The sequence below is a fragment of the Streptomyces scopuliridis genome (assembly GCF_042790125.1).
In the GTDB taxonomy this organism is placed as follows: Bacteria; Actinomycetota; Actinomycetes; order Streptomycetales; family Streptomycetaceae; genus Streptomyces; species Streptomyces scopuliridis_A.
Window position 1 is genome coordinate 30,554 of record NZ_JBHTZS010000008.1, and the last position, 21,260, is coordinate 51,813.

Here is a 21,260-nt window from a genome sequence, read left to right on the forward strand (position 1 = left end):
GGGAGGTGGTATGGCCCCGGCCACGACAGCTGCCGCACGCGTAACGGCAACCAGCTTGTAACCCAGCACCCCCTGTCGTGCTACGCGCGTTGACTCTAGGCTGCCGCTCGCAGTCTTCATCAGAGTCTGACTTTTCATGATTCTCAAGAGACGCGCGATCTTGAAAAACCCGGCGCCGCAGCGCGCACAGCTCACAGCACGATTCACAAGGGGACCAATGTCACCGAGACCGCACAAGAAGCGCAAGGCGAGGCGGATACTCGCCACCGCCGCGGGCCTCGCCACCGTTGGCGCGCTCGTCGCCGCGTTGCCGGCCATGGCCGGCCAGGACAAGGGCAACGGCGGTCACAAGCCGAACACCGTTGACGTACAGCTGCTGTCCTTCAACGACCTGCACGGCAACCTGGAGGCGCCCACGGGCTCCGCCGCCAACGTCACCGAGAAGCTGGCCGACGGTACGACCAAGACCTCCCCCGCCGGTGGTATCGAGTACCTCGCGACCTCGCTGCGCAACGCGCGCAAGGGCAACGAGTACTCCATCACGGCGGCCGGCGGCGACATGGTGGGCGCGAGCCCGCTGCTGTCCGGCCTCTTCCACGACGAGCCCACCATCGAGGCGCTCAACAAGATCGACCTCGATGTGACGACCGTCGGCAACCACGAGTTCGACGAGGGCGCCACCGAGCTGGCCCGCCTCCAGAACGGCGGCTGCCACCCGACCGAGGGCTGCTACCAGAAGGGGCGTAAGTTCAAGGGCGCCGACTTCCCGTACCTCGCCGCCAATGTGACGTCGGAGAAGACCGGCAAGCCGGTCCTCAAGCCGTACACGGTCTGGAAGAAGAACGGCGTCAAGATCGGCTTCATCGGAGTGACCCTGGAGGGCACCCCGAACGTCGTGACCGCCGAGGGCGTCAAGGGACTCAAGTTCCACGACGAGATCGAGACGGTCAACAAGTACGCGCAGGAGCTGGACCGGCAGGGCGTCAAGTCGATCGTCGCGCTGATCCACGAGGGCGGCGCGCCCGCGTCCACCGCGTACAACTACGACTGCGACAGCCCCGGCGCCGGTGACGGCATCTCCGGGCCGATCGTCGACATCGCCAAGGGCATCTCGCCGAAGGTCGACGCGCTGGTGACCGGCCACACGCACCAGGCGTACGCGTGCACGATCCCGGACCCGTCCGGCAACCCGCGTCTGGTCACGTCCGCCTCGTCGTTCGGCAAGCTCTACACGGACACCACGCTCACCTACGACCGTCGCACCAACGACATCGTGCGGACGAGCGTGAAGTCGGCGAACCACATCGTCAGCCGTGACCAGGCCAAGGCCAAGGACATGACCACGCTGATCGAGGACTGGAACAAGCTGGCCGCGCCGATCGCCGGCGCCCCGCAGGGCTTCATCTCCGCGGACATCAACGGCCGCGGCGCGACGACCGAGGAGACCCCGCTCGGCGATGTGATCGCGGACGCCCAGCTCGCGGGCACGGCGCCGGCCGACAAGGGCGGCGCGCAGATCGCCTTCATGAACCCGGGCGGCATCAGGGCGGACCTGGTCTACACGGCGTCGGGCAAGGAGGGCGACGGCGTGGTGACCTACGGCGAGGCCTTCACGGTCCAGCCGTTCACCAACATGATGAATGTGCTCGACCTGACGGGTGCTCAGCTCATCACCGCGCTCCAGCAGCAGGTGAGCGGCCCGAACGCCGCCTCCCCGAAGTACCTTCAGGTGTCGGACGGCTTCACGTACACCCTGGACCTGAGGAAGACGGGCGCGGACCGTGTCCTCACCGACACGGTGAAGCTGAACGGTGAGGCGATCGACCCGGCGAAGACGTACCGCGTCGCGATGAACGAGTTCCTCGGCGGCGGCGGCGACGGCTTCACGGTGTTCGCCCAGGGCAAGAACAAGCTGGTCGGCCCGTCGGACCTGGACCTCTTCAACGCCTACCTGGCGGCGAACTCCTCGGCGCAGGCGCCGCTGGCCCCGCCGGCGGCGAACAGGATCACGATCCTGAAGTAGCGCCGGCGGACGTCGCGTAACACCGAGGGGCGGTGGGCCATGGGCTCACCGCCCTTCGGCGTGCGGGCCGTCGGCCCGCCGGCCGCGGGTGACCCCGACTACGCCTCGGTCCCGGCCCCGGCCCCGGCGGCCATCAGGCCCAGCACCGTCGCATGGAGCAGGCGCGTCAGGCGTGGTGTGAAATCCACGGCGGCGTGGGCCAGGCGGGGGTCCTCGCGGTAGAGCGTGGCGAGGGTCTCCGGTGGGTGGGAGATCTGCCAGAGGGACTGCGCCAGCGCCATGGCCGTCGTCACGAGGTCGAGGGCGGCGTCCCGGCCGAGATCCGGGAGCGCGGTGGCCAGCGTTTCCGCGAGGTCGTGGGCCGCCGCCACGGCGCTGAGCTTGAAGGCGCGCACCACATCCGCGGAGACCGCCCGTTCCAGGCTGAGCGGGGCGTGGGCGAGCAGGTCGCAGAAGAGCGGACGTTCGCCGAGCGTGTCCGCCAGCGCCGTCGCCAGGCCGTACGGCGTGACCGTCGCCCCCGGGACGAGCCGGTCCCGTAGAGCCTCGGCCCACTCCCGCCAGCCCTCCTCGGCGAGCCGCAGGAAGATCTCCTCGCGTGACTCGAAGTACCTGCGCACGGCGGACACATGCACGCCGGCGCTGGTGGCGATCTCGGTCAGGGTCACCGCTCGCACACCCTCGTCCCGGGCCAGCCGGCGGGCGGCGTCGAGGAGATCGTCGGCGCGCTGCCGCTTGCGCTCCGGGGTGCGGGCCCGCTGGAAGCCGGGCTCAATGGTTTCCATGCCCTCACCCTACGGTCGCATAACGCAAGTGTCATGCGTTACGCTTAACGCAAGCATCGTGCGTTATGACTCGTGAACGGAGAGCAGCATGTCCGAGCAGGTCTGGTTCATCACCGGCGCTTCCCGGGGTCTGGGACTCGCCCTCGCGGAGGAGGCCCTGGCGGCCGGCAAGCGCGTCGTCGCGACCGCGCGCCGTACCGAGACGCTTGCCGGGCTGGTCGGCACGTACGGGGACAGCGTTCTGCCCGTGGCCCTGGACGTCACGGACCAGGCGCTGGCCGAGAGTGCCGTACGGAGCGCCGTCGAGCGCTTCGGACGGATCGATGTCGTCGTCAACAACGCCGGTTACGCCAATATGGCCCCCATCGAGGAGGTCGCCATGGACGACTTCCGCGCCCAGGTGGAGGCCGTGTTCTTCGGTACGGTCCTCGTCACCAAGGCCGCCCTGCCGGTGATGCGGCGCCAGGGCGGCGGCCACTTCATCCAGATCGCCTCCGTCGGCGGCCGGATCACCGCGCCGGGTCTGGGTGCCTACCAGAGCGCCAAGTTCGCCGTCGAGGGCTTCTCCGGCGTGCTCCGGCAGGAGGTCGCGCCGCTGGGGATCAAGGTGACCGTGGCCGAGCCCGGCGGCATGCGTACCGACTGGGCCGGCTCCTCGATGGAGGTGCCGTCCTTCGGCGACGCCTATCGGCCGACCGTCGGCGCGATGACCGAGCGCCTGCGTGCCGGCAGCGGCAAGGAGCCCATCGACCCCGTCAAGGCCGCCCGCGCCCTGATCGGCATCGCCGACGAGGACGAGCCCCCGCTGCATCTGCTCCTCGGGAGCGACGCCCTCCGGTACGCCACCGCCGAGCTGGAGCGGACCGGCGCCGAGGACAAACGCTGGGCGCACGTGAGCGGTTCGGTCGACTTCGAGGGCTGACGGGAAGACTGACCTTCCGCGCTGTTCCTTGCGTGTCGTGTACCGGTCATAATCCGAGGGCTGACCCCCCACGCCTGACGGAGGCACCCTCGCATGAGCACGCATACCGGTACGCGCCGGAGCTTCTTGGCCGGCGCGTTCGCTGTTTCCGCCGCCCTGATCGGCGCGGCCCCGGCCGAGGCCGCGCCACGACGCACGCTCGCCACGTACGACTGGATGGGCGGCTTCGCCGACTCCACCCCCGTACAGCGGCTGACCATCCCCGGCACGCACAACTCCGGCGCGCGCACCGGCGGTCTCTGGGTGGCCTGCCAGGACACCACCATCGCCGAGCAGTTGAACAGCGGCGTGCGCTTCCTCGACGTCCGCTGCCGCGCGTTCGAGAACGCGTTCACCATCCACCACGCCGCGTTCTACCAGAACCTGAACTTCGACGATGTGCTGAACGCCTGCCGGGACTTCCTCCGGGCCAACCCCTCCGAGACCGTCCTGATGCGCGTCAAGCAGGAGTACTCGGGGGAGAGCGACGCGGAGTTCCGGCGGATCTTCGACACCTATCTCGACGGCAAGGGCTGGCGCTCCCTCTTCCGGCTGGACGGCAACCTCCCGACGCTCGGCGAGGCGCGCGGACGGGTCGTCCTGCTCGCGGACAACGGGGGACTGCCGGGGGTGCGCTACGGGGACGGCGGGCTCTTCGACATCCAGGACGACTACCAGGCGGAGCCCGGCGCCAAGTACCCCAAGATCGAGGCGCACTTCCGCAAGGCGGCCCAGCAGCCGGGGAAGATGTACATCAACTACGTCAGCACGGCCGCCCTGCTGCCGCCCCGCTGGAACTCCGACCGGCTGAACCCGCAGGTCCACACCTTCCTCGACGGGGCCGAGGCGAGCGGCTGGCGCGGGCTCGGGATCGTACCGCTGGACTTCCCCGCGACCCGGCCCGGACTGGTCGAGTCGCTCATCCGCCACAACGGCTGACGCGGTAGGAACGGCTGACGCGGCGAGAAGCGAAACCCTCCGGAACCGGCCGCACAGAGATCCCAGCCGGTTCCGGGGGGCTCAGCCGAGACAGGGGGCTCAGCCGAGACCGGGGGTCTCCGGCGGTGGCGTCGGCGCCCCTGGGATACGGATCGCCGCCACCGTCCCGCCGCCCGCCGCGTGGCGCAGCGCGATCTCGCCGCCCGTCTGCTGGACTGTACGCGCCACGATCGACAGCCCGAGACCCGAGCCGGGCAGCGCACGTGCCGACGGCGAGCGCCAGAACCGTTCGAAGACATGCGGCAGTTCGTCGGCCGGGATACCCGGGCCGTGGTCCCGTACGGTCAGCTCGCCGCGCGCGCTCAGCGAGACCTCCACCGAGCCGCCGGACGGGCTGAACTTCACCGCGTTGTCCAGGACGTTGACCAGCGCCCGTTCGAGGGCGGCCGGCTCGGCCCGTACGTACCAGGGGTTCAGCTCGGCGCTGATGGCCAGATCGGGTCCGCGCAGCCGCGCCCGCTCCAGGGCGCTCTCGACGGCGGTGTGCAGCGCCACGACCTGGAGAGGCCCCGGATCCGCGGCCTCCGGGCGCGACAGCTCCTGGAGATCGCCGATGAGCGCGGCCAGCTCGGTCATCTGCGCCTTGACGGACGCCATGAGCGCCTTGCGGTCGTCGGGCGGGATCGCCCGGCCCGTCTCCTCGCTGCGGGCGAGCAGCTCGATGTTCGTACGGAGCGAGGTGAGCGGGGTCCGCAGCTCGTGCCCCGCGTCGGCGATCAGCCGGGACTGCCGGTCCCGGGACGACGCGAGGGCGGCGGTCATGGAGTTGAACGAGCGGGACAGCCGGGCGATCTCGTCCTCGCCCTCGACGGGGATACGGACAGCGAGATCCTCGGTCCTCGCCACATGCTCGACGGCCCGGGTCAGACCGTCGACGGGCCGCAGCCCCGACCTGGCGACCCAGAGCCCGGCCGCGCCCGCCCCGATCACACCGACGCCGGCGACGGCGGTGAGCAGCAGGGCGAGCCGGTTCAGGGAGGCGTCGATCTCGGTGAGGGGACGGGACACGGTCACGGCGACCTGGGTGCCGGGCCCGTAGGGGGTGACCTTCGTGAAGACGCGGACCTTGGCGCCGCTGTCGGTGACGCTGTTGTGGAGCGACTGACGCAGGGTGCCGGTGGCGACCGCCACATCCTGCGGCTGCACCTTCACCGGCTCCGAGAACGAGGCCACACAGCGGCTGCCGTCGCTCAGGACCACCTGGACATAGGCGAAGCCGGCCCTGTTCTCGGAACTGACCGGGGCGCCACAGTTGTTGAGCGCGTCCCGTACCGCGGGATCTCCGGCGCTGGTGTTCCTGAGCGAGTTGTCCAGCTCGCTCTCCAACTGCGCGCGGGTCAGCAGCCAGCAGGCCACCGCCGCGACCGCGACCGCCACCGCGACCGCCGTGGCGACCAGCAGCGCGAGCCGGGAGCGCAGTGGCAGGGTACGGAGCCGGTGGAGCAAGCCCGTCGGACCGGTCACGCCGAGCCGCCCGTCCCCGCGCCCGCCCCGCCGCCCGGGGCGCTCCCCGTGTCGGCGCGCAGCGCGTACCCCACGCCCCGCACCGTGTGGACCAGCCGGGGTTCGCCGCCGCTCTCGGTCTTCCGGCGCAGATACATCACGTACACATCCAGGGAGTTGGAGCTCGGCTCGAAGTCGAAGCCCCACACGGCCTTGAGGATCTGCTCCCTGGTCAGCACCTGCCTCGGGTGCGCCAGGAACATCTCCAGCAGGGTGAATTCGGTACGGGTCAGCTCCACCCGCCGGTTTCCGCGCATCACTTCGCGCGTCGTCAGGTCCATCCGCAGATCGGCGAAGGCCAGCACATCGTCGTCGGGCTGCTCGCCGGCCGTGGCCGCCGCGTACGAGCTGCGTCGCAGCAGGGCGCGGATCCGGGCGAACAGTTCGTCCAGCTCGAAGGGTTTGACCAGATAGTCGTCGGCGCCGGCGTCCAGCCCCGTGACCCGGTCACCGACCGTGTCGCGGGCCGTCAGCATCAGGATCGGCACCTTCGAGCCGCTCCCCCGGAGCCTGCGGGCCGCCGTCAGACCGTCCATCCGCGGCATCTGGATGTCGAGGACGATCAGATCCGGATCGTAGGCGGCGGCCTTGCCGAGCGCGTCGACGCCGTCGACGGCGACCTCGGTCCCGTACCCGTCGAAGGCGAGGCTCCGCTGGAGAGCCTCGCGTACGGCGGGCTCGTCGTCGACGATCAGGATCCGCTGGGGATCGCCTTCGGCGGGACTCATGTCGCTGCTACCTCGTCAGTCGGCTCGGCGGAACGGTCGGACAACGGTCGCATGGCCGGCGCGCGACGCGTACTACCAGCGTCGCACGCCCCTCCCGCGGCGGCTCGCGCCACGTCCCGGCGCTCAGCTGGTGCCGCCGGAGCGCAGTGCCGCGAGGTCCGACTTGACGGTGTTGACCGGGATGGCGAAGCCCAGCCCCACGCTGCCGGCGCCGGAGCTACCGGCCCCTGCCGATGAACTCGGCGCGTACATCGCGGAGTTGATGCCGATGATCTCGCCGTTCATATTGATCAGCGCGCCACCCGAGTTGCCCGGGTTGAGCGAGGCGTCCGTCTGGAGCGCCTTGTACGTGGTCTTCGAGGAGCCGGTGTCCCCGTTGAACTGCTGCCCGCCGAACTCGAACGGCCAGTTGCCCCCGCCCCGCGGCGGTTGCTGCTGCTGGCCCTGGTCCTGTTCCTTGGACACGGTGACATCGCGGTTGAGCGCCGAGATGATGCCGCTGGTCACGGTGCCGGTCAGGCCCTCGGGCGAGCCGATCGCCACCACCTGGTCACCGACCTTCACCTGGTCGGAGTTGCCGAGCGTGGCCGTCTTCAGGCCGCTCGCGCCCTCCAGCTTGATCAGCGCGAGGTCCTTGTCCGGGTCGGTGCCCACGACCTTGGCGTTGTAGCTCTTACCGGTGCTGAGCCGGACCTTTATCGAGTCGGCCCCGGCGATCACATGGTTGTTGGTGATGATCTCGCCGTCGGACGTGATGATCACGCCGGAGCCGGTGGCCTCACCGCTCGTGGAGGTCGCGTTGATCTCGACGATGGCGGGGGACACGGCCTGGGCGACCCCGGCCACCGTACCCGCGCTGCTCTGCGAGACCGTCGTCCCGCTGACCGTCGTGCCGGCGCTGTCCGTGCCGCCGCCGGTGTAGTTCCCGACCAGGGCCGCCGTACCGCCGCCGACGACCGCCGCGGCGATGGCCACCGCGGCGAGCAGGGCCACCGGCCGCCTGGCGCGCCGGTGAGGGGTGGCGGTGGCGGTGCCGCCGCCGGGAATGGTGGGACCGTACGCGGGCGGCGGCGGATACGCCGAGCCCTGGAACCCCTGTCCCTGGTACCCCTGGGTGGGGTGCTGCTGCGTGCTGTCTTCGTCGCCGCTGCCGCGGTAGTAGTCGGTCATGGGAACGACTGTCCGCGCCGTAGATGAGAACAAGCTGAGGGCGTTCTGAGAAGGGCAACAAAAGCGCGTATGCCCTATATAAAGGCCGCCGGGGACCAGGCCCCAGCGGCTTGTCCGCAGCCGCCCCGACCGCTTAGGCCCTGTCCGCCCGGACAGGGCCTAGCCGCAGCCGCAGGAGCGCCGCACGATCAGCGCCGACGGGAACTGCTTCACCCGTTCCCGCCGCGACCCCGCCACCCGCAGCCCGTCGTCCAGTACGAGATCCACCGCGGCCCGCGCCATCGCCGGCCGGTCCGAGGAGACCGTCGTCAGCGGCGGGTCCGTGAGCCCGGCTTCCTTGACGTTGTCGAAGCCCGCCACGGCCAGCTCGCCGGGGACGTCGATCCGCAGCTCGCGGGCGGCCCGCAGCACCCCGATCGCCTGGTCGTCGGTGGAGCAGAAGATCGCCGGCGGCCGGTCGGGGCCCGCCAGCAGCTCCAGCGCGACCTCGTACGCGTCGTACCGGTTGTAGAGCGCCCGGAACAGACGCCCCTCCACCGGCCGCCCGGCCTCCAGCATCGCCCGCCGCCAGCCCTCGACGTGGTCGGTCACCGGGTCGCCGACGACCGGGGTGGACTCGACCCCGCCGAGGCAGGCCACGTACGGATGGCCGTGCTCCAGCAGATGACGGGTGGCGAGCTGGGCGCCGCCGATGTCGTCCGTGACGACCGCCACGTCGTCGATGCCCTCGGGCCGCTCGTGCAGCAGCACGACCCGGGCGTCCCAGGCCTCTATCTCGGCCGCCGCCCGCTCGCTCGGGCCCTGGCTGACCAGGATCAGGCCCGAGACCCGCATGCCCAGGAAGGCCCGCAGATAGTGGACCTCCCGCTCATTGCGGTAGTCGGAGTTGCCGACGAGCACCATTTTCCCGCGCTCGGCCGCGGCTTGTTCGACCGCGTGCGCCATCTCCGCGAAGAAGGGCTGTCTCGCGTCCGGCACGACGACCCCTATGAGGTCGGTCCGCCGCGAGGCCATCGCCTGGGCGACCCGGTCGGGCCGGTAGCCCAGCTCCTGGATCGCGGCGACCACCCGCTCGCGCGTGGCCGGGGCGACCGGCCTCGGTCCGTTGTTGATGACATAGCTGACGACGGCGGTGGACGTACCCGCCAGTCGTGCCACATCGTCTCGCGTCACCTTGGCCACGCGCGGAGTCTACGCGTGGTGACCTACCGCTTGGCAGGTCGTACGGCACTTTCTTGCGCGGCGTCCAGTCTCGCGGCCATGTCGTCGTCCCCGGAGGTCTCGGCCTTCTCGTGCCGGGGCTCGGGGTGGGACCCGTTGTGGGACCCGTTGCGAGCGGGCTCCGCGGCGGCATTCGACCGGGTGTCACCTGACGCCCGGTCGGACTTCTCCGAGCCGCGCTCGCCCTTCTCCGGGGTGACGAAGCGATAGCCGACGTTCCGTACGGTCCCGATCAGCGACTCGTGCTCGGGGCCGAGCTTCGCGCGCAGCCGCCGTACGTGGACGTCTACCGTCCGCGTACCGCCGAAGTAGTCGTAGCCCCAGACCTCTTGGAGCAGCTGGGCCCGGGTGAAGACCCGGCCCGGGTGCTGTGCGAGGTACTTGAGCAGCTCGAACTCCTTGAAGGTCAGGTCGAGGACCCGCCCCTTGAGCTTCGCGCTGTAGGTCGCCTCGTCCACCGACAGATCGCCGTTGCGGATCTCCATCGGGGAGTCGTCGGTCGAGATCTGCTGCCGGCCCATCGCGAGCCGCAGCCGGGCCTCGACCTCGGCCGGACCCGCCGTGTCGAGCAGTACGTCGTCGATGCCCCAGTCCGCGGTGACGGCGGCGAGACCGCCCTCCGTCACGACGAGGATCAGCGGGCAGCCCGGTCCGGTGGACCGGAGCAGCTGGCAGAGCGACCGCACCTGCGGAAGGTCGCGCCGGCCGTCGATCAGAATGACATCGGCACCGGGGGTGTCGACGAGAGCGGGCCCTTCGGCGGGGGCCACCCGCACGTTGTGGAGCAGCAGTCCCAGGGCCGGCAGCACCTCCGTCGAGGGCTGGAGCGCGTTGGTCAGGAGCAGCAGAGAACTCATCGCCGCCCACCTGCCTCGGCCGGACTGTTGTCATACACGGTTCGCTTGCCCATTACGTCGGTTCCTCCTCGGTCCCTGCGAGGACGTATGCGGCACTGCTTGTCCTGCGTGGTGCCGGCCGCGGCTCCCTCGCCCTGATGAGGCCCGCAGCCGTGATGTCCGTGTCTTCCGTCTGTGTCATCTGTCTGTAACAACGGACGGGAAACACAAAAGGACCCGGGGGCTACATTGCCCGGATCCTCTTCGCAGCAGAATAACCCACATGTGCTCGGCGCCAGGGGGTCAATCCCGCAGATCACCAGATTCTCCGAGTGCCCGGGGCACCCGGCGCACGGTCCTCAGGACCGTGGACGGGGTCCCCATCGAGGCGGTGTACGAGCCGTGTACGGCGGGTTTCGGGCGGGATTTCCGGGCGGACGGCGGGACCGCGATCGTGCTCGCGCACGGGTTCACCGGGTCGGTGGGAAAACCCGCCGTACGACGGGCGGCGCGGGTGTTCGCGCAGCGTGCGGCCGTCGTCACCTTCTCGTTCCGCGGGCACGGCCGCTCGGGCGGGCGCTCCACGGTCGGCGACCGCGAGATCCTCGATCTGGCGGCGGCCGTGGAATGGGCCCGCGCGCTGGGCCATTCGCGTGTCGTGACCGTCGGCTTCTCCATGGGCGGATCCGTGGTGCTGCGCCATGCCGCGTCGCACAGGGGGCGCACAGGTGCGCGGACCGACGCGGTGGCCGCCGTGAGTGCGCCCGCGCGCTGGTTCTACCGGGGAACGGCCCCGATGCGGCGGCTGCACTGGGTGGTGACGCGGCCCCTGGGCCGGCTGGTCGGCCGCTACGGACTGCGTACGCGTATCCATGACCGGGACTGGGATCCCGTGCCGCTCTCCCCGGTCGAGTCCGTCCCGCTGATCGCGCCGGTCCCGCTGCTCGTCGTACACGGCGACCGCGACCCGTACTTCCCGCTGGACCACCCCCGCGCGCTGGCCGGCGCCGCGGCTCCCGGCGCCGCCGAGCTGTGGCTCGAACCGGGTATGGGCCACGCGGAGAACGCCGCCGACGACGCGCTGCTGGCCCGTCTCGGGGAGTGGCTGACGGACGCGCGGGCGCCGTCGGCCATCATGGGAGCCGACGAAAGGAGCGCCGCCATGGCATCGGGCACGATCCGCTACTGGGCCGCGGCCAAGGCCGCCGCGGGCACGGCGGAGGAGCCGTACGCGGCGGACAACCTGGCCGACGCGCTCGCCGCGGCGCGGGTGAGGCACCCGGGCGAGCTGGTCCGCGTACTCCAGAGGTGTTCCTTCATCGTCGACGGTGACCCCGTGGGGACCCGTGGGCATGAGACCGTACGGCTTGCCGAGGGCGGCACGGTCGAGGTGCTCCCGCCGTTCGCAGGAGGGTGAACCGCAGCACATGAGCGACGACGATCAGCAGTACCGGTACGGCCAGGGCCAGGGGCAGGGGCAGGGTCACGGCCAGGGACATGGCCAGGGCCCGTACGGAGACCAGGCCCCGTACGACCAGTACGGCCGCCCGCAGCAGCCGTCCTACGGCGTGAACGGGGCGTACCAGGACCCGGGTGGCTCCCAGGGCTGGGCCGAGCCCCGGTACCAGCCCCACCCCCCGGCTCAGCAGGAGCCCGCCGCGCAGACGTGGGAGGGCCAGACCTGGGACACCCAGTACCAGCCGCACGTCCAGTCACAGGGCGGACCCGGCCCGTACTACCAGCCCGCGCAGGGCCAGGCTCCGGCCCAGGCCCACGCGTATCAGCCGCAGCAGGCCGCTGCCGCCGCCGACACCGCGTATCTGCCGCCGCAGGCCGCCTACCCGCTGCCTCCGGAGGTGCCGTCGAACGTACCGCCGGAGGTGCCGTCGCCCGTCCCGTCGCCGTACGCGCCCCAGTCCCCGGCCCCGGCCGCGACACCCCTCACCGGCTCGACCGGCTCCGCCGACGGCTACAGCGCGCCCACCACCATGGGCAACGCCCGGATCACCGACGCCCAGCGCGCCCGCGCCGAGGGCCGCTCACCGATCATCCCGCCGGGGATCCAGCCCGCCGGACTGACCGCCCTGCTCGGCCTGCTGCTGGCCGGTGGCGCGGCCCTCGGGCCGTACGCGCTGCTCGTTCCGCTCGTCCTGCTCCAGGCCGTCACGGCGGCCGGCTGGTTCCGGCTGAACGGCATGTGGCCGGCCAGGCAGGGCATCGCGCTCGCCTTCCTCGGCGGGATCACCGCCGATATCGCCGTGCTCGCGGCGGGCCGGGAGAACGCCCCCGCCGCGATCATCGGCACGCTCGGTGTGTGGGTGCTGCTGGTCGTCGTCCTCCAGCTGCGCAGCCGCGCGAGCGCCGACGAGCGGATGACGGGCCTGATGGCCACCGTCGCCTCGGCCGCGCTCGCCATCCTCGCCACCGGCCAGCTCGCGGCGGTGCCGGACGCGGTGGTCGTCGGCGGAGTGGCGGTCGCCGCGGCGACCGTGGCCCGCGCGCTGCCGCTGCCGGGAGCCGCCTCCGTCGTGGTGGCCCTGCTGGCCGGCGCGGGCGCCGGGATCGCCGCGGGCGGCATGACGGACCTGGGCAGCCAGGGCGCGCTGCTCGGGCTGGGCGCGGGCGTCTGCGCGCTGGTCGGGCTGCGCGCGGCGAGCTACGACTACCCGTCGCGCTTCGTGCACATGACCGCCGGAGTGGCGCTGCCGCTCACGGCCGCCGCCCCCGCCGTCTATCTGCTGGGCCGCATGCTGGCCTGACCGGGACTCTGACCGGATCTGACGGGCCCCGAGTGACGCACGGCGCACAGCAGGCGGGGACGGGCGGGGAACCGTACGTCCGCGCCGTTCGTCGGTCACTCCGACACGCGGCCGACCCGACTGGCGTTATGTTCGTGGTCGTCAGGGGGCAGAAACGATCAGGGCAGGGGACACCGAACCATGCGCGGACTGCGGATACTGCTGATATTCGTCGTGATCTTCGGCGGGCTGTTCGTGGCCGCGGACCGGGCGGCGGTGTACTTCGCCGAGGGCGAGGTCGCCGACCGGGTCAGGTCGAGCGCGGGGCTGAGCTCCCAGCCCGACGTGTCCATCAAGGGCTTCCCCTTCCTGACTCAGGTCCTCAACACCTCGCTGGACGAGGTCGAGATCGGCCTCGACGGCGTCAACGCCAGGGCTGACGGCCATGACGTCCAGGTGACCGAGGTCAAGGCCCAGCTGAAGGACGTCACGATCGACAGCAGCTTCTCCTCCGCCGTGGCCGGGCAGGCCAACGGCTCGGCCCGGATCTCGTACGCGGACCTCGCCAAGTCGGCGCCGAAGGGCGCGACCGTCGGCTACGCCGGTGCCGAGCGGGCCGCGAAGGGGCAGGTCAAGGTCTCGGGGCCGCTGACGGACGTGCTGGAGGGCGCGGGCATCGAAATCCCGGACACGGTCAAGGCGCTGCTGGCGGGCCGGAGCGTCACGGCGTACAGCACGGTGACGCTGGAGGGCGGTGACACGGTCCGGCTGACGGCCGCGACCCTTCCGGAACTGCCGGTGCCGGGCATGGACGAGCAGGTGCGGGACGTGGTCGATTACGACCTGAAGATCGACGGGCTGCCGTCGACCATCAAGCTCGACAAGGTCACGGCGGCCGAGGACGGTCTGCACTTCTCCGGCGCCGGGACGAACGTCTCCCTCACCGGCTGACGCACCCGAAGAGTCAACGCGGTCCGGAGGGCGGGTAGCCGGATGGTGAGACGTCGGCGTCCGCTCCTCAGATGACAGCGGGACGCCGACGGCCGGCCGGTCGGCGGACACCGCTCCGGCCCGGTGATCGTCTCGCGTTCCGGATGATCGAGTCTCATGATGTGACACGCCGGTGACATGTCCGGCGGGACGTCCCTACGATCGGACGTATGACGCAACAGGCGGACTTCACGAAGCGGCGGGCAGTTGACCTGTGCCGCGTCGCCGCCATGCTCTGTCGCACCGTCTGAGCGGGACTTTCGCGTCCCGTTTCCCGTACGGCCCTTCGAGATTCTCAGGGCCACCCGCGCGCCGTACGCCGGCCCGGGCCCCGTGCCCGGAAGCAGCGGCAGCAGCCGCGCCCCCCGCATCTCGCAGCACCCCGCCGCCCACTGCCCCGGAGGAGAACAGCATGAGCCGCAGCGACGTCCTGGTAGACGCCGACTGGGTCGAGGCCCACATCGACGACCCGAAGGTGGTCATCGTCGAGGTCGACGAGGACACCTCGGCCTACGACAAGAACCACATCAAGAACGCTGTCAGGATCGACTGGAAGAAGGACCTCCAGGACCCGGTCCGCCGCGACTTCGTCGACCAGGAGGGCTTCGAGAAGCTCCTGTCGGCCAAGGGCATCGCCAACGACGACACCGTCATCCTCTACGGCGGCAACAACAACTGGTTCGCGTCCTACGCCTACTGGTACTTCAAGCTGTACGGGCACGACTCCGTCAAGCTCCTCGACGGCGGCCGCAAGAAGTGGGAGCTGGACTCCCGCGACCTGGTCGACGCCGTCCCGACGCGCGCCGCCACCACGTACCGGGCCAAGGCCCAGAACACCTCGATCCGCGCCTTCCGTGACGACGCGGTCGCCGCGATCGGCACGCAGAACCTGGTCGACGTGCGCTCGCCCGACGAGTTCAGCGGCAAGCTGCTGGCTCCGGCGCACCTTCCGCAGGAGCAGTCGCAGCGTCCGGGGCACATCCCGACCGCGCGCAACATCCCGTGGTCCAAGAACGCCAACGACGACGGCACCTTCAAGTCGGACGACGAGCTCAAGGAGCTCTACGCCGAGGAGCAGGTGGACCTGACCAAGGACACCGTCGCCTACTGCCGTATCGGCGAGCGCTCCGCGCTCACCTGGTTCGTGCTGCACGAGCTGCTCGGTGTCGAGAACGTCAAGAACTACGACGGCTCGTGGACCGAGTACGGCTCGCTCGTCGGTGTGCCGATCGAGCTCGGCGCCAACAAGTAATCACGCCCCGACCCGGAGGACTGAACAGTATGTGTGGAGCACAGGCCGGCGGCCCCGACGCTTCGACGATCAAGCCCGGTGAGACCACCATCCAGGGTTCCGTGACCCGCGACGGCGAGCCCGTCACCGGTTACGTACGCCTGCTGGACTCGACCGGAGAATTCACCGCGGAGGTCCCGACCTCGGCGACCGGCCAGTTCCGCTTCTACGCGGCCGAGGGCACGTGGACGCTGCGCGCCCTCGTCCCGGGCGCCACGGCGGACCGTACGGTCGTCGCGCAGACCGGGGGCCTCTCCGAGGTCGCGATCGCGGTCTGAGCTCTTCGCGGACCGAGCGCTCTCGCTCACCGGCCGAGGGCCGTACCCCCTGGGGTGCGGCCCTCCGGCCGTTCACGCGGACCGGGCCGATCCGGGCATTCCCGGGCGTACGCTGAACATATGTACGCGCGACGCCGTCGTCGGTACTTCCTGCTCATGGGCGGATGCCTGGTCCTCTTCGTCTCCGCCTGGACCTTCGTGCGCGACATCTCGGTCCCGGCCGCCGTGGCCATGAGCATCGTGGCGATGCTGCTTCCGCCGGCCGCGGCCATCGTCGGCAACACGAAGGACCCCGACGACCGCTGGTGGGACGAACCACCGGCCGACGCCCCGACCGAGTCCGAGAAGTGGCTGGACGAGCTGGACCACAGGAAGGACCACGAGCGGCAGGAGCGGTACGGCGCGAAGCACGGCGACGAGCCGGGCGCCAGACGGGCCCCCGGCAGGCGCGGCCATCCGTAGGGGCGGCGGTCAGTAGACGAGCGCCTGCACGCCGTCCGCCATGATCTCGCTGACGAAGACCTGGGCCCCGGCGATCCGAACCCCCTCCAGCACATCCTTCTCCGTGATGTCCCGCCGTGCCGCGCACTGCGTGCACAGCGTGATCAGGCCGGCCGCCTGGATGGCCTCGATGAGTTCGGGCAGCGGCGCGGAGTGCGGCAGCTCGAACTCCGCCGCCCGCCCAGGCAGGGCGAACCACGCGGACTCACCCGTCAGCCACAGCGAGACCTCCACCCCACTGGCCACGGCGACCGCCGCCACGGTGAAGGCCTGGGAACAGCGCTCGGGGGCGTCGGCCCCGGCCGTCACTTTGATCACGAGCTTCTTCGCGGAGTGCATACGCCGAACTGTAATCCGCGCGGCTCCCACCACTCCGCCGGTCTGCCGGTCAGGTGGCAGACCGACGAAACCGAGGCGGTCGGGCACCCCCGGGCGTCCCCGCGTACCTCGGAGTACCTCGCCGAGAGGGCCGGGCCACCACCCATTAGGCTGGGGCCCGGCCCTTACCGCCCATACCGCTCATCCGAGGAGCACGCCGTGCTTGAGGCTTTCTTCACTTCCCTGCTGGTCCTCGTCTGCGTCGGCGTGCTCGCCTTCACCGTTCTGGCCGTGAAGAAGCTGTACCAGGGTCAGCGCTGACGTCCCGCGCCGGTCGCCGCACGCTGGTCACCCCGTCCTCACCCCTACAGATCGCCTGAGCTGCTCATGATCGAGATCCCGTCCGACCTGCACCCGGACCTTGTTCCCCTGGCCTTCCTCCTCGGCAACTGGGAGGGCGTCGGTGTCTTCGACTTCCCCGGTGACGAGAAGGCCAACTTCGGCCAGGAGGTCACCTTCAGCCACGACGGCCGGGACTTCGTCGAGTACGTCTCGCACACCTGGGTGCTGGACGACGAGGGCAAGAAGGTCAGGCCGATCGAGTCCGAGGCGGGCTACTGGCGGATCGACAAGGACCGCAAGGTCGAGGTCGTGATGGTCAGGGACCAGGGCGTGGTGGAGGTCTGGTACGGGGAGCTGGCCGACCAGAAGCCGCAGATCGACCTGGTGACCGACGCGGTGGCCCGTACGGCGGCCTCCGGGCCCTACAGCGGTGGCAAGCGGCTGTACGGCTATGTGAAGGGCGACCTGATGTGGGTGGGCGAGAAGTCCACCCCCGAGGTCCCGCTGCGCCCGTACATGTCGGCGCATCTGAAGAAGGTCGTGTCCCCGGACCAGGTCGAGGCATGGGCCAAGGACCTCGGCGACCTCCCGGACGACGGCATCGCCTTCTTCAAGTAGAGCCACCCGCGCGGCCGCGCCTGCCTACACTGGGGGCGTGGCGAGCACCGACTGGAAGAGCGACCTGCGCCAGCGCGGGTACCGGCTGACCCCTCAGCGGCAGCTTGTCCTCGAAGCTGTCGACGCCCTGGAGCACGCGACACCCGACGACATCCTGTGCGAGGTGCGCAGGACCGCCTCCGGCGTGAACATCTCCACCGTCTACCGGACCCTGGAGCTGCTGGAGGAGCTGGGCCTCGTCTCGCACGCCCATCTCGGGCACGGCGCTCCCACGTACCACCTCGCCGACCGGCACCATCACATCCACATGGTCTGCCGGGACTGCACGCATGTCATCGAGGCGGATGTCGAGGTGGCCGCGGAGTTCACCGCCAAGCTGCGTGCGGACTTCGGCTTCACGACGGACATGAAGCACTTCGCGATCTTCGGCAGGTGCCGGAACTGCGCCGCCCGCGCCGCGAACGGCGAGTCGTAGGCTGAGCACCATGAAGAGCCCTCTGCTGTCACTGCCCGGAGCCGTCGCCGCCGAAGGACAGGACGAAGGTGTCGCCGCCCACTACGGTGATCTGTTCCGTGAGCAACGGGCCCTCGCCGACGGCACAGGACTGGTGGATCTCTCGCACCGCGGAGTCGTCACCGTCACCGGGGACGACCGGCTGAGCTGGCTGCATCTGCTGCTCACCCAGCACGTCAGCGAGCTGCCCGCGGGCCGGGCCACCGAGGCGCTGATCCTCTCGCCGCACGGCCATATCGAGCACGCGCTGTATCTCGTGGACGACGGCGCGACGGTCTGGGCGCATGTCGAGCCCGGCACGCAGGAGGCGCTGATCGCCTACCTGGAGTCGATGAAGTTCTTCTACCGGGTCGAGGTCGCGGACCGTACGGACGACTTCGCCGTGGTCCATCTGCCGGCGGGCTCCATCGCCGAGGTGCCCGAGGGCGTGGCCGTACGGGAGACCCCGTACGGCCGGGATCTCTTCCTGCCCCGCGCCGACCTGGAGTCGTACGCCGCCGCGCACGGCCCGGTCGCCGGGATCCTCGCGTACGAGGCGCTGCGGATCGAGGGGCACCGGCCGCGGCTCGGCTTCGAGACCGACCACCGGACCATCCCGCACGAGGTGGGGCTGATCGGCACCGCGGTCCATCTCGACAAGGGCTGCTACCGGGGCCAGGAGACCGTGGCCCGTGTCCAGAACCTGGGGAAGCCGCCGCGCCGGCTGGTCTTCCTGCACCTGGACGGCAGCGAGGTCCATCTGCCGGGCCACGGCACACCGGTCCGGCTCGCCGCGGACGGCGCCGAGGGGCGTCAGCTGGGCTTCATCACCACCTCGGCCCGCCATCACGAGCTGGGGCCGATCGCGCTGGCCCTGATCAAGCGCAATGTGCCGCTGGACGCGGAGCTGCTGGCCGGGGACACCGCGGCGGCGCAGGAAACGGTTGTCGAGGCGTAGCCCCGCCGGTCCCTGAGCTTTCCGCAGCGCCTCACATGTCCAGCAGCACCGTGAACGGGCCGTGATTCGTGAGCGAGACCCGCATCTCCGCTCCGAACCGGCCCGTCTCCACCGTCGCGCCCAGCGCCCGCAGCCGCGCCACCACCTCGTCGACCAGCGGTTCGGCCACCGGGCCGGGCGCCGCCGCGTTCCAGGTCGGGCGGCGGCCCTTCCGGGCGTCCCCGTAGAGAGTGAACTGCGAGATCACCAGGAGCGGCGCGTTCACCTCTGAACAGGACTTCTCGCCCTCCAGCAGCCGTATCGACCAGAGCTTGCGGGCCAGCCGTTCCGCCTGCTCCACCGTGTCCTCGTGGGTGACTCCCACCAGCACACACAAGCCCTCACCGATGATCTCGCCGACGGTTTCCGGCCCGGACTCCGTCATGGCCACGACGCTCGCGCCGTCGACTCTCTGCACTACCGCACGCATACGGACCAACCTATCGGGGGCCGAACGGGTGCAGAGTGCCCGCACGCGCGGTCGTGGGAGTGGCACGATGCACGGAGGCGGTGCGTTCTGCGTACCTGTCGAGGGATGGGGGTTCCCAGCGGATCGGGGCAGGGGTCTCTCCAGCGGAGTGAGGGGAAGTACGCGCGATGAGCACATCTGGCGCCGGGCAGCCGCCCGGTCCCGTACCGACGACCCGTACGACCACCGGGACAGGCAGCGGACCGGGCGCCGGTCCGGGCGCGGACCACGGGGCGGGGACGCGGCCGGGAGGAGCGGTCCCGGGGAGCGGGGGGCCCCGGCCGCCCGTGCAGCGGACCGGCGGTGAGGGCACGCTGCCCGCGCCCCGGCCGTACGACTTCGGTGTGCTGCGGCTGCCCGAACTGCGCGCGCTGCGCCGTGACTCGCAGCGGGACGAGGCCGATCTGAGCTATCTGCGACGGCTGCTCCAGGGCCGGATCGACATCCTGCGGGCCGAGTTGGCCCGCCGTACCGCGCCCGAGACCCGGGTGGTCGACCGGCTGTCGGAGATCCTGACCGACTCTCCTTCGCGGCACCGCTCGTCCGCCCGCCATGTCACGCTCTCCACACCGCGCAGCGAGGAGTACCGCCTGCTGGCGGCCGAGACGCTCGCCGAGGTGGAGCTGTCGGATCTGGCGGCCCGTACGGACGAGGAGCTGCATACGGCGATGGGGAGGCTGGTGCGCAACGAGCAGCAGCTCTCGCGCCGGCGCCATCAGTTGCAGCGGACGGCGGACGACTGCAGCGCGGAGATCGCCCGCAGGTACCGTGAGGGTGAAGCGCAAGTAGACGACCTGCTGACGTAGTGATTCCGTGTCCATCCGTGTCGGGAATCGGTATCGGGACCCGGTATCGGGCCCTGTGGATCATCGTTGATCCGTACGGATCCGTACCGGACCGCGCGAGCGGGTACCGCCCAGCCCCGGAAGGCCGATGATGTCCTCCAGTTCCCACGCCATATCCCCGGCCGTGCCGCCGGTGCTCGCCGAGGTCGTACGCTCCGGTTTCGTCGAGGGCAGTCACCGGGGGACGCTGGTGCTGCTGGCGGCGGACGGCTCGGTCGAGCTGGAGCTCGGTGACCCCGAGGCCCCGGTCTTCCCCCGTTCCAGCAACAAGCCGATGCAGGCGGCGGCCGTGCTGCGGGCCGGGGTGGAGCTGTCCGGGGAGCGGCTGGCGCTGGCGGCGGCGAGTCACGCGGGCGAGGCGTTCCATCTCGCTCTCGTCCGTACGATGCTCGCCGAGCACGGGCTGACGGCCGACGACCTGCGGACGCCGCCCGATCTGCCGCTCGACCGGATCGAGGCGGAGGCGTATCTCGCCGGTGGCGGGGTGCGGGACCGGGTCATCATGAACTGTTCGGGCAAGCACACGGCGATGCTGGCGGCCTGCGTGCGCAACGGCTGGCCGACGGCGAGCTATCTGGACCCGGCGCATCCGCTCCAGCGGCTCGTACGGACGGTGATCGAGGAGACGGCGGCCGAGCGGGTCCCCACGATCGGTACGGACGGCTGCGGCGCCCCGCTGATGGCGATCAGCCTCACCGGACTCGCCCGTGCCTTCCGCCACTTCGTCCTCGCGGCGCCGGGGTCGGCCGAGCGGCGGGTGGCGGACGCGATGCGCGCCCACCCCGAGTACGTCGGGGGGACGCGCAGGTCCGACACCTGGCTGATGAGGGAGATGCCGGGCACGCTCGCCAAGACGGGCGCGGAGGCGGTCCAGGCGGTGGCGCTGCCGGACGGCCGTGCGCTGGCCTTCAAGATCGACGACGGCGGGGGCCGTGCGATGGGGCCCGTGCTGACGCGGGCGCTCCAACTGCTGGGCGTGGAGGCCGAGGTGCTGGGCCGGATCGGGCGGGAGCCGCTGCTGGGCGGCGGTGTGGAGGTCGGCGCGGTGCGCGCGGCGTTCTGAGGGGGCGGACGGCACGCCGGACATACTCGGCCAGGGGATTTCCCGGGCCGGGGAGCCCGCGAAAACCGGGATGCGGCGGGGCGCCGGGACC

General features: G+C 71.0%; 22 protein-coding genes and 1 pseudogene. 15 read left to right on the plus strand and 8 right to left on the minus strand.

Annotated elements, in window-relative coordinates; all coding sequences use genetic code 11:
* Positions 1 to 217 precede the first annotated feature (217 nt).
* Positions 218 to 2,023, plus strand: coding sequence for a bifunctional metallophosphatase/5'-nucleotidase (locus ACFRKB_RS14680; protein WP_383106090.1), 1,806 nt, complete (start codon positions 218 to 220; stop codon positions 2,021 to 2,023).
* Positions 2,024 to 2,121: 98 nt separating this feature from the next.
* Here the strand turns inward: ACFRKB_RS14680 and ACFRKB_RS14685 are convergent, their stop codons facing one another.
* Positions 2,122 to 2,808 (minus strand): TetR/AcrR family transcriptional regulator, encoded by a 687-nt coding sequence (locus tag ACFRKB_RS14685; RefSeq protein WP_383106091.1) that lies wholly within the window; start codon positions 2,806 to 2,808, stop codon positions 2,122 to 2,124.
* Positions 2,809 to 2,896: 88 nt separating this feature from the next.
* Between ACFRKB_RS14685 and ACFRKB_RS14690 the strand changes: the two genes are divergently transcribed.
* On the plus strand, positions 2,897 to 3,730 hold the full coding sequence (locus ACFRKB_RS14690) for an oxidoreductase (RefSeq protein ID WP_383106092.1): 834 nt from the start codon (positions 2,897 to 2,899) through the stop codon (positions 3,728 to 3,730).
* A gap of 93 nt (positions 3,731 to 3,823) precedes the next feature.
* Complete coding sequence (locus tag ACFRKB_RS14695) at positions 3,824 to 4,708, plus strand: phosphatidylinositol-specific phospholipase C (RefSeq protein WP_383106093.1); 885 nt, start codon at positions 3,824 to 3,826, stop codon at positions 4,706 to 4,708.
* A gap of 99 nt (positions 4,709 to 4,807) precedes the next feature.
* Here the strand turns inward: ACFRKB_RS14695 and ACFRKB_RS14700 are convergent, their stop codons facing one another.
* The 5 genes from ACFRKB_RS14700 to ACFRKB_RS14720 form a co-directional block, all read right to left on the minus strand.
* Positions 4,808 to 6,232, minus strand: coding sequence for a sensor histidine kinase (locus ACFRKB_RS14700; RefSeq protein WP_383106095.1), 1,425 nt, complete (start codon positions 6,230 to 6,232; stop codon positions 4,808 to 4,810).
* On the minus strand, positions 6,229 to 6,999 hold the full coding sequence (locus ACFRKB_RS14705; RefSeq protein ID WP_383106097.1) for a response regulator transcription factor: 771 nt from the start codon (positions 6,997 to 6,999) through the stop codon (positions 6,229 to 6,231). Before ACFRKB_RS14705 ends, ACFRKB_RS14700 begins: the two co-directional genes overlap by 4 nt.
* Positions 7,000 to 7,122: 123 nt before the next feature.
* Positions 7,123 to 8,169, minus strand: coding sequence for a S1C family serine protease (locus tag ACFRKB_RS14710; protein ID WP_383106098.1), 1,047 nt, complete (start codon positions 8,167 to 8,169; stop codon positions 7,123 to 7,125).
* A 159-nt stretch (positions 8,170 to 8,328) separates the two neighbouring features.
* Positions 8,329 to 9,351 (minus strand): LacI family DNA-binding transcriptional regulator, encoded by a 1,023-nt coding sequence (locus ACFRKB_RS14715; protein ID WP_365975929.1) that lies wholly within the window; start codon positions 9,349 to 9,351, stop codon positions 8,329 to 8,331.
* Between the two features lie 23 nt (positions 9,352 to 9,374).
* Positions 9,375 to 10,247: a winged helix-turn-helix domain-containing protein gene (locus tag ACFRKB_RS14720; RefSeq protein WP_383106100.1), complete on the minus strand. Its 873-nt coding sequence runs from the start codon at positions 10,245 to 10,247 to the stop codon at positions 9,375 to 9,377.
* 262 nt (positions 10,248 to 10,509) lie between these two features.
* Here ACFRKB_RS14720 and ACFRKB_RS14725 point away from each other — a divergent pair.
* The 7 genes and pseudogenes from ACFRKB_RS14725 to ACFRKB_RS14755 all read left to right on the plus strand — a co-directional run.
* Positions 10,510 to 11,337: pseudogene (locus tag ACFRKB_RS14725) on the plus strand (alpha/beta hydrolase); the annotation flags it as partial.
* Positions 11,338 to 11,388: 51 nt separating this feature from the next.
* A complete protein-coding gene (locus ACFRKB_RS14730; RefSeq protein ID WP_165840681.1) occupies positions 11,389 to 11,643 on the plus strand; it encodes a MoaD/ThiS family protein in 255 nt (84 codons plus the stop codon).
* A 10-nt stretch (positions 11,644 to 11,653) separates the two neighbouring features.
* On the plus strand, positions 11,654 to 12,985 hold the full coding sequence (locus tag ACFRKB_RS14735) for a hypothetical protein (protein WP_383106101.1): 1,332 nt from the start codon (positions 11,654 to 11,656) through the stop codon (positions 12,983 to 12,985).
* Between the two features lie 180 nt (positions 12,986 to 13,165).
* Positions 13,166 to 13,915 carry an LmeA family phospholipid-binding protein gene (locus tag ACFRKB_RS14740; RefSeq protein ID WP_383106102.1) on the plus strand — a complete coding sequence of 250 codons (750 nt, stop codon included), beginning with the start codon at positions 13,166 to 13,168 and terminating at the stop codon, positions 13,913 to 13,915.
* Between the two features lie 451 nt (positions 13,916 to 14,366).
* A complete protein-coding gene (locus tag ACFRKB_RS14745; protein WP_383106103.1) occupies positions 14,367 to 15,206 on the plus strand; it encodes a sulfurtransferase in 840 nt (279 codons plus the stop codon).
* 29 nt (positions 15,207 to 15,235) lie between these two features.
* A complete protein-coding gene (locus ACFRKB_RS14750; protein ID WP_030353448.1) occupies positions 15,236 to 15,523 on the plus strand; it encodes a DUF1416 domain-containing protein in 288 nt (95 codons plus the stop codon).
* A 120-nt stretch (positions 15,524 to 15,643) separates the two neighbouring features.
* Positions 15,644 to 15,985 (plus strand): hypothetical protein, encoded by a 342-nt coding sequence (locus tag ACFRKB_RS14755; protein ID WP_383106104.1) that lies wholly within the window; start codon positions 15,644 to 15,646, stop codon positions 15,983 to 15,985.
* Positions 15,986 to 15,994: 9 nt separating this feature from the next.
* Here the strand turns inward: ACFRKB_RS14755 and ACFRKB_RS14760 are convergent, their stop codons facing one another.
* Positions 15,995 to 16,363 (minus strand): DsrE family protein, encoded by a 369-nt coding sequence (locus ACFRKB_RS14760; protein ID WP_365975934.1) that lies wholly within the window; start codon positions 16,361 to 16,363, stop codon positions 15,995 to 15,997.
* A 366-nt stretch (positions 16,364 to 16,729) separates the two neighbouring features.
* Between ACFRKB_RS14760 and ACFRKB_RS14765 the strand changes: the two genes are divergently transcribed.
* From ACFRKB_RS14765 to ygfZ, 3 genes are read left to right on the plus strand one after another with little or no spacing between them, the layout of a single operon-like run.
* On the plus strand, positions 16,730 to 17,302 hold the full coding sequence (locus ACFRKB_RS14765; protein WP_383106106.1) for a heme-binding beta-barrel domain-containing protein: 573 nt from the start codon (positions 16,730 to 16,732) through the stop codon (positions 17,300 to 17,302).
* 37 nt (positions 17,303 to 17,339) lie between these two features.
* On the plus strand, positions 17,340 to 17,777 hold the full coding sequence (locus tag ACFRKB_RS14770; RefSeq protein WP_383106107.1) for a Fur family transcriptional regulator: 438 nt from the start codon (positions 17,340 to 17,342) through the stop codon (positions 17,775 to 17,777).
* Positions 17,778 to 17,787: 10 nt separating this feature from the next.
* The gene (ygfZ, locus tag ACFRKB_RS14775) at positions 17,788 to 18,753 is read left to right on the plus strand and encodes a CAF17-like 4Fe-4S cluster assembly/insertion protein YgfZ (RefSeq protein ID WP_326611608.1); all 966 of its coding nucleotides are present in this window, start codon (positions 17,788 to 17,790) and stop codon (positions 18,751 to 18,753) included.
* Between the two features lie 31 nt (positions 18,754 to 18,784).
* On the opposite strand, the gene dtd is transcribed toward ygfZ, so the two are convergent.
* Positions 18,785 to 19,222 carry a D-aminoacyl-tRNA deacylase gene (gene dtd / locus ACFRKB_RS14780; protein WP_383106108.1) on the minus strand — a complete coding sequence of 146 codons (438 nt, stop codon included), beginning with the start codon at positions 19,220 to 19,222 and terminating at the stop codon, positions 18,785 to 18,787.
* A 167-nt stretch (positions 19,223 to 19,389) separates the two neighbouring features.
* On the opposite strand from dtd, the gene ACFRKB_RS14785 reads away from it, so the two are divergent.
* Together ACFRKB_RS14785 and ACFRKB_RS14790 are read left to right on the plus strand one after the other, a co-directional pair.
* The gene (locus ACFRKB_RS14785; protein ID WP_383106110.1) at positions 19,390 to 20,067 is read left to right on the plus strand and encodes an RsiG family protein; all 678 of its coding nucleotides are present in this window, start codon (positions 19,390 to 19,392) and stop codon (positions 20,065 to 20,067) included.
* Positions 20,068 to 20,194: 127 nt separating this feature from the next.
* A complete protein-coding gene (locus ACFRKB_RS14790; RefSeq protein WP_383106111.1) occupies positions 20,195 to 21,169 on the plus strand; it encodes an asparaginase in 975 nt (324 codons plus the stop codon).
* The last annotated feature ends 91 nt before the right edge of the window (positions 21,170 to 21,260 follow it).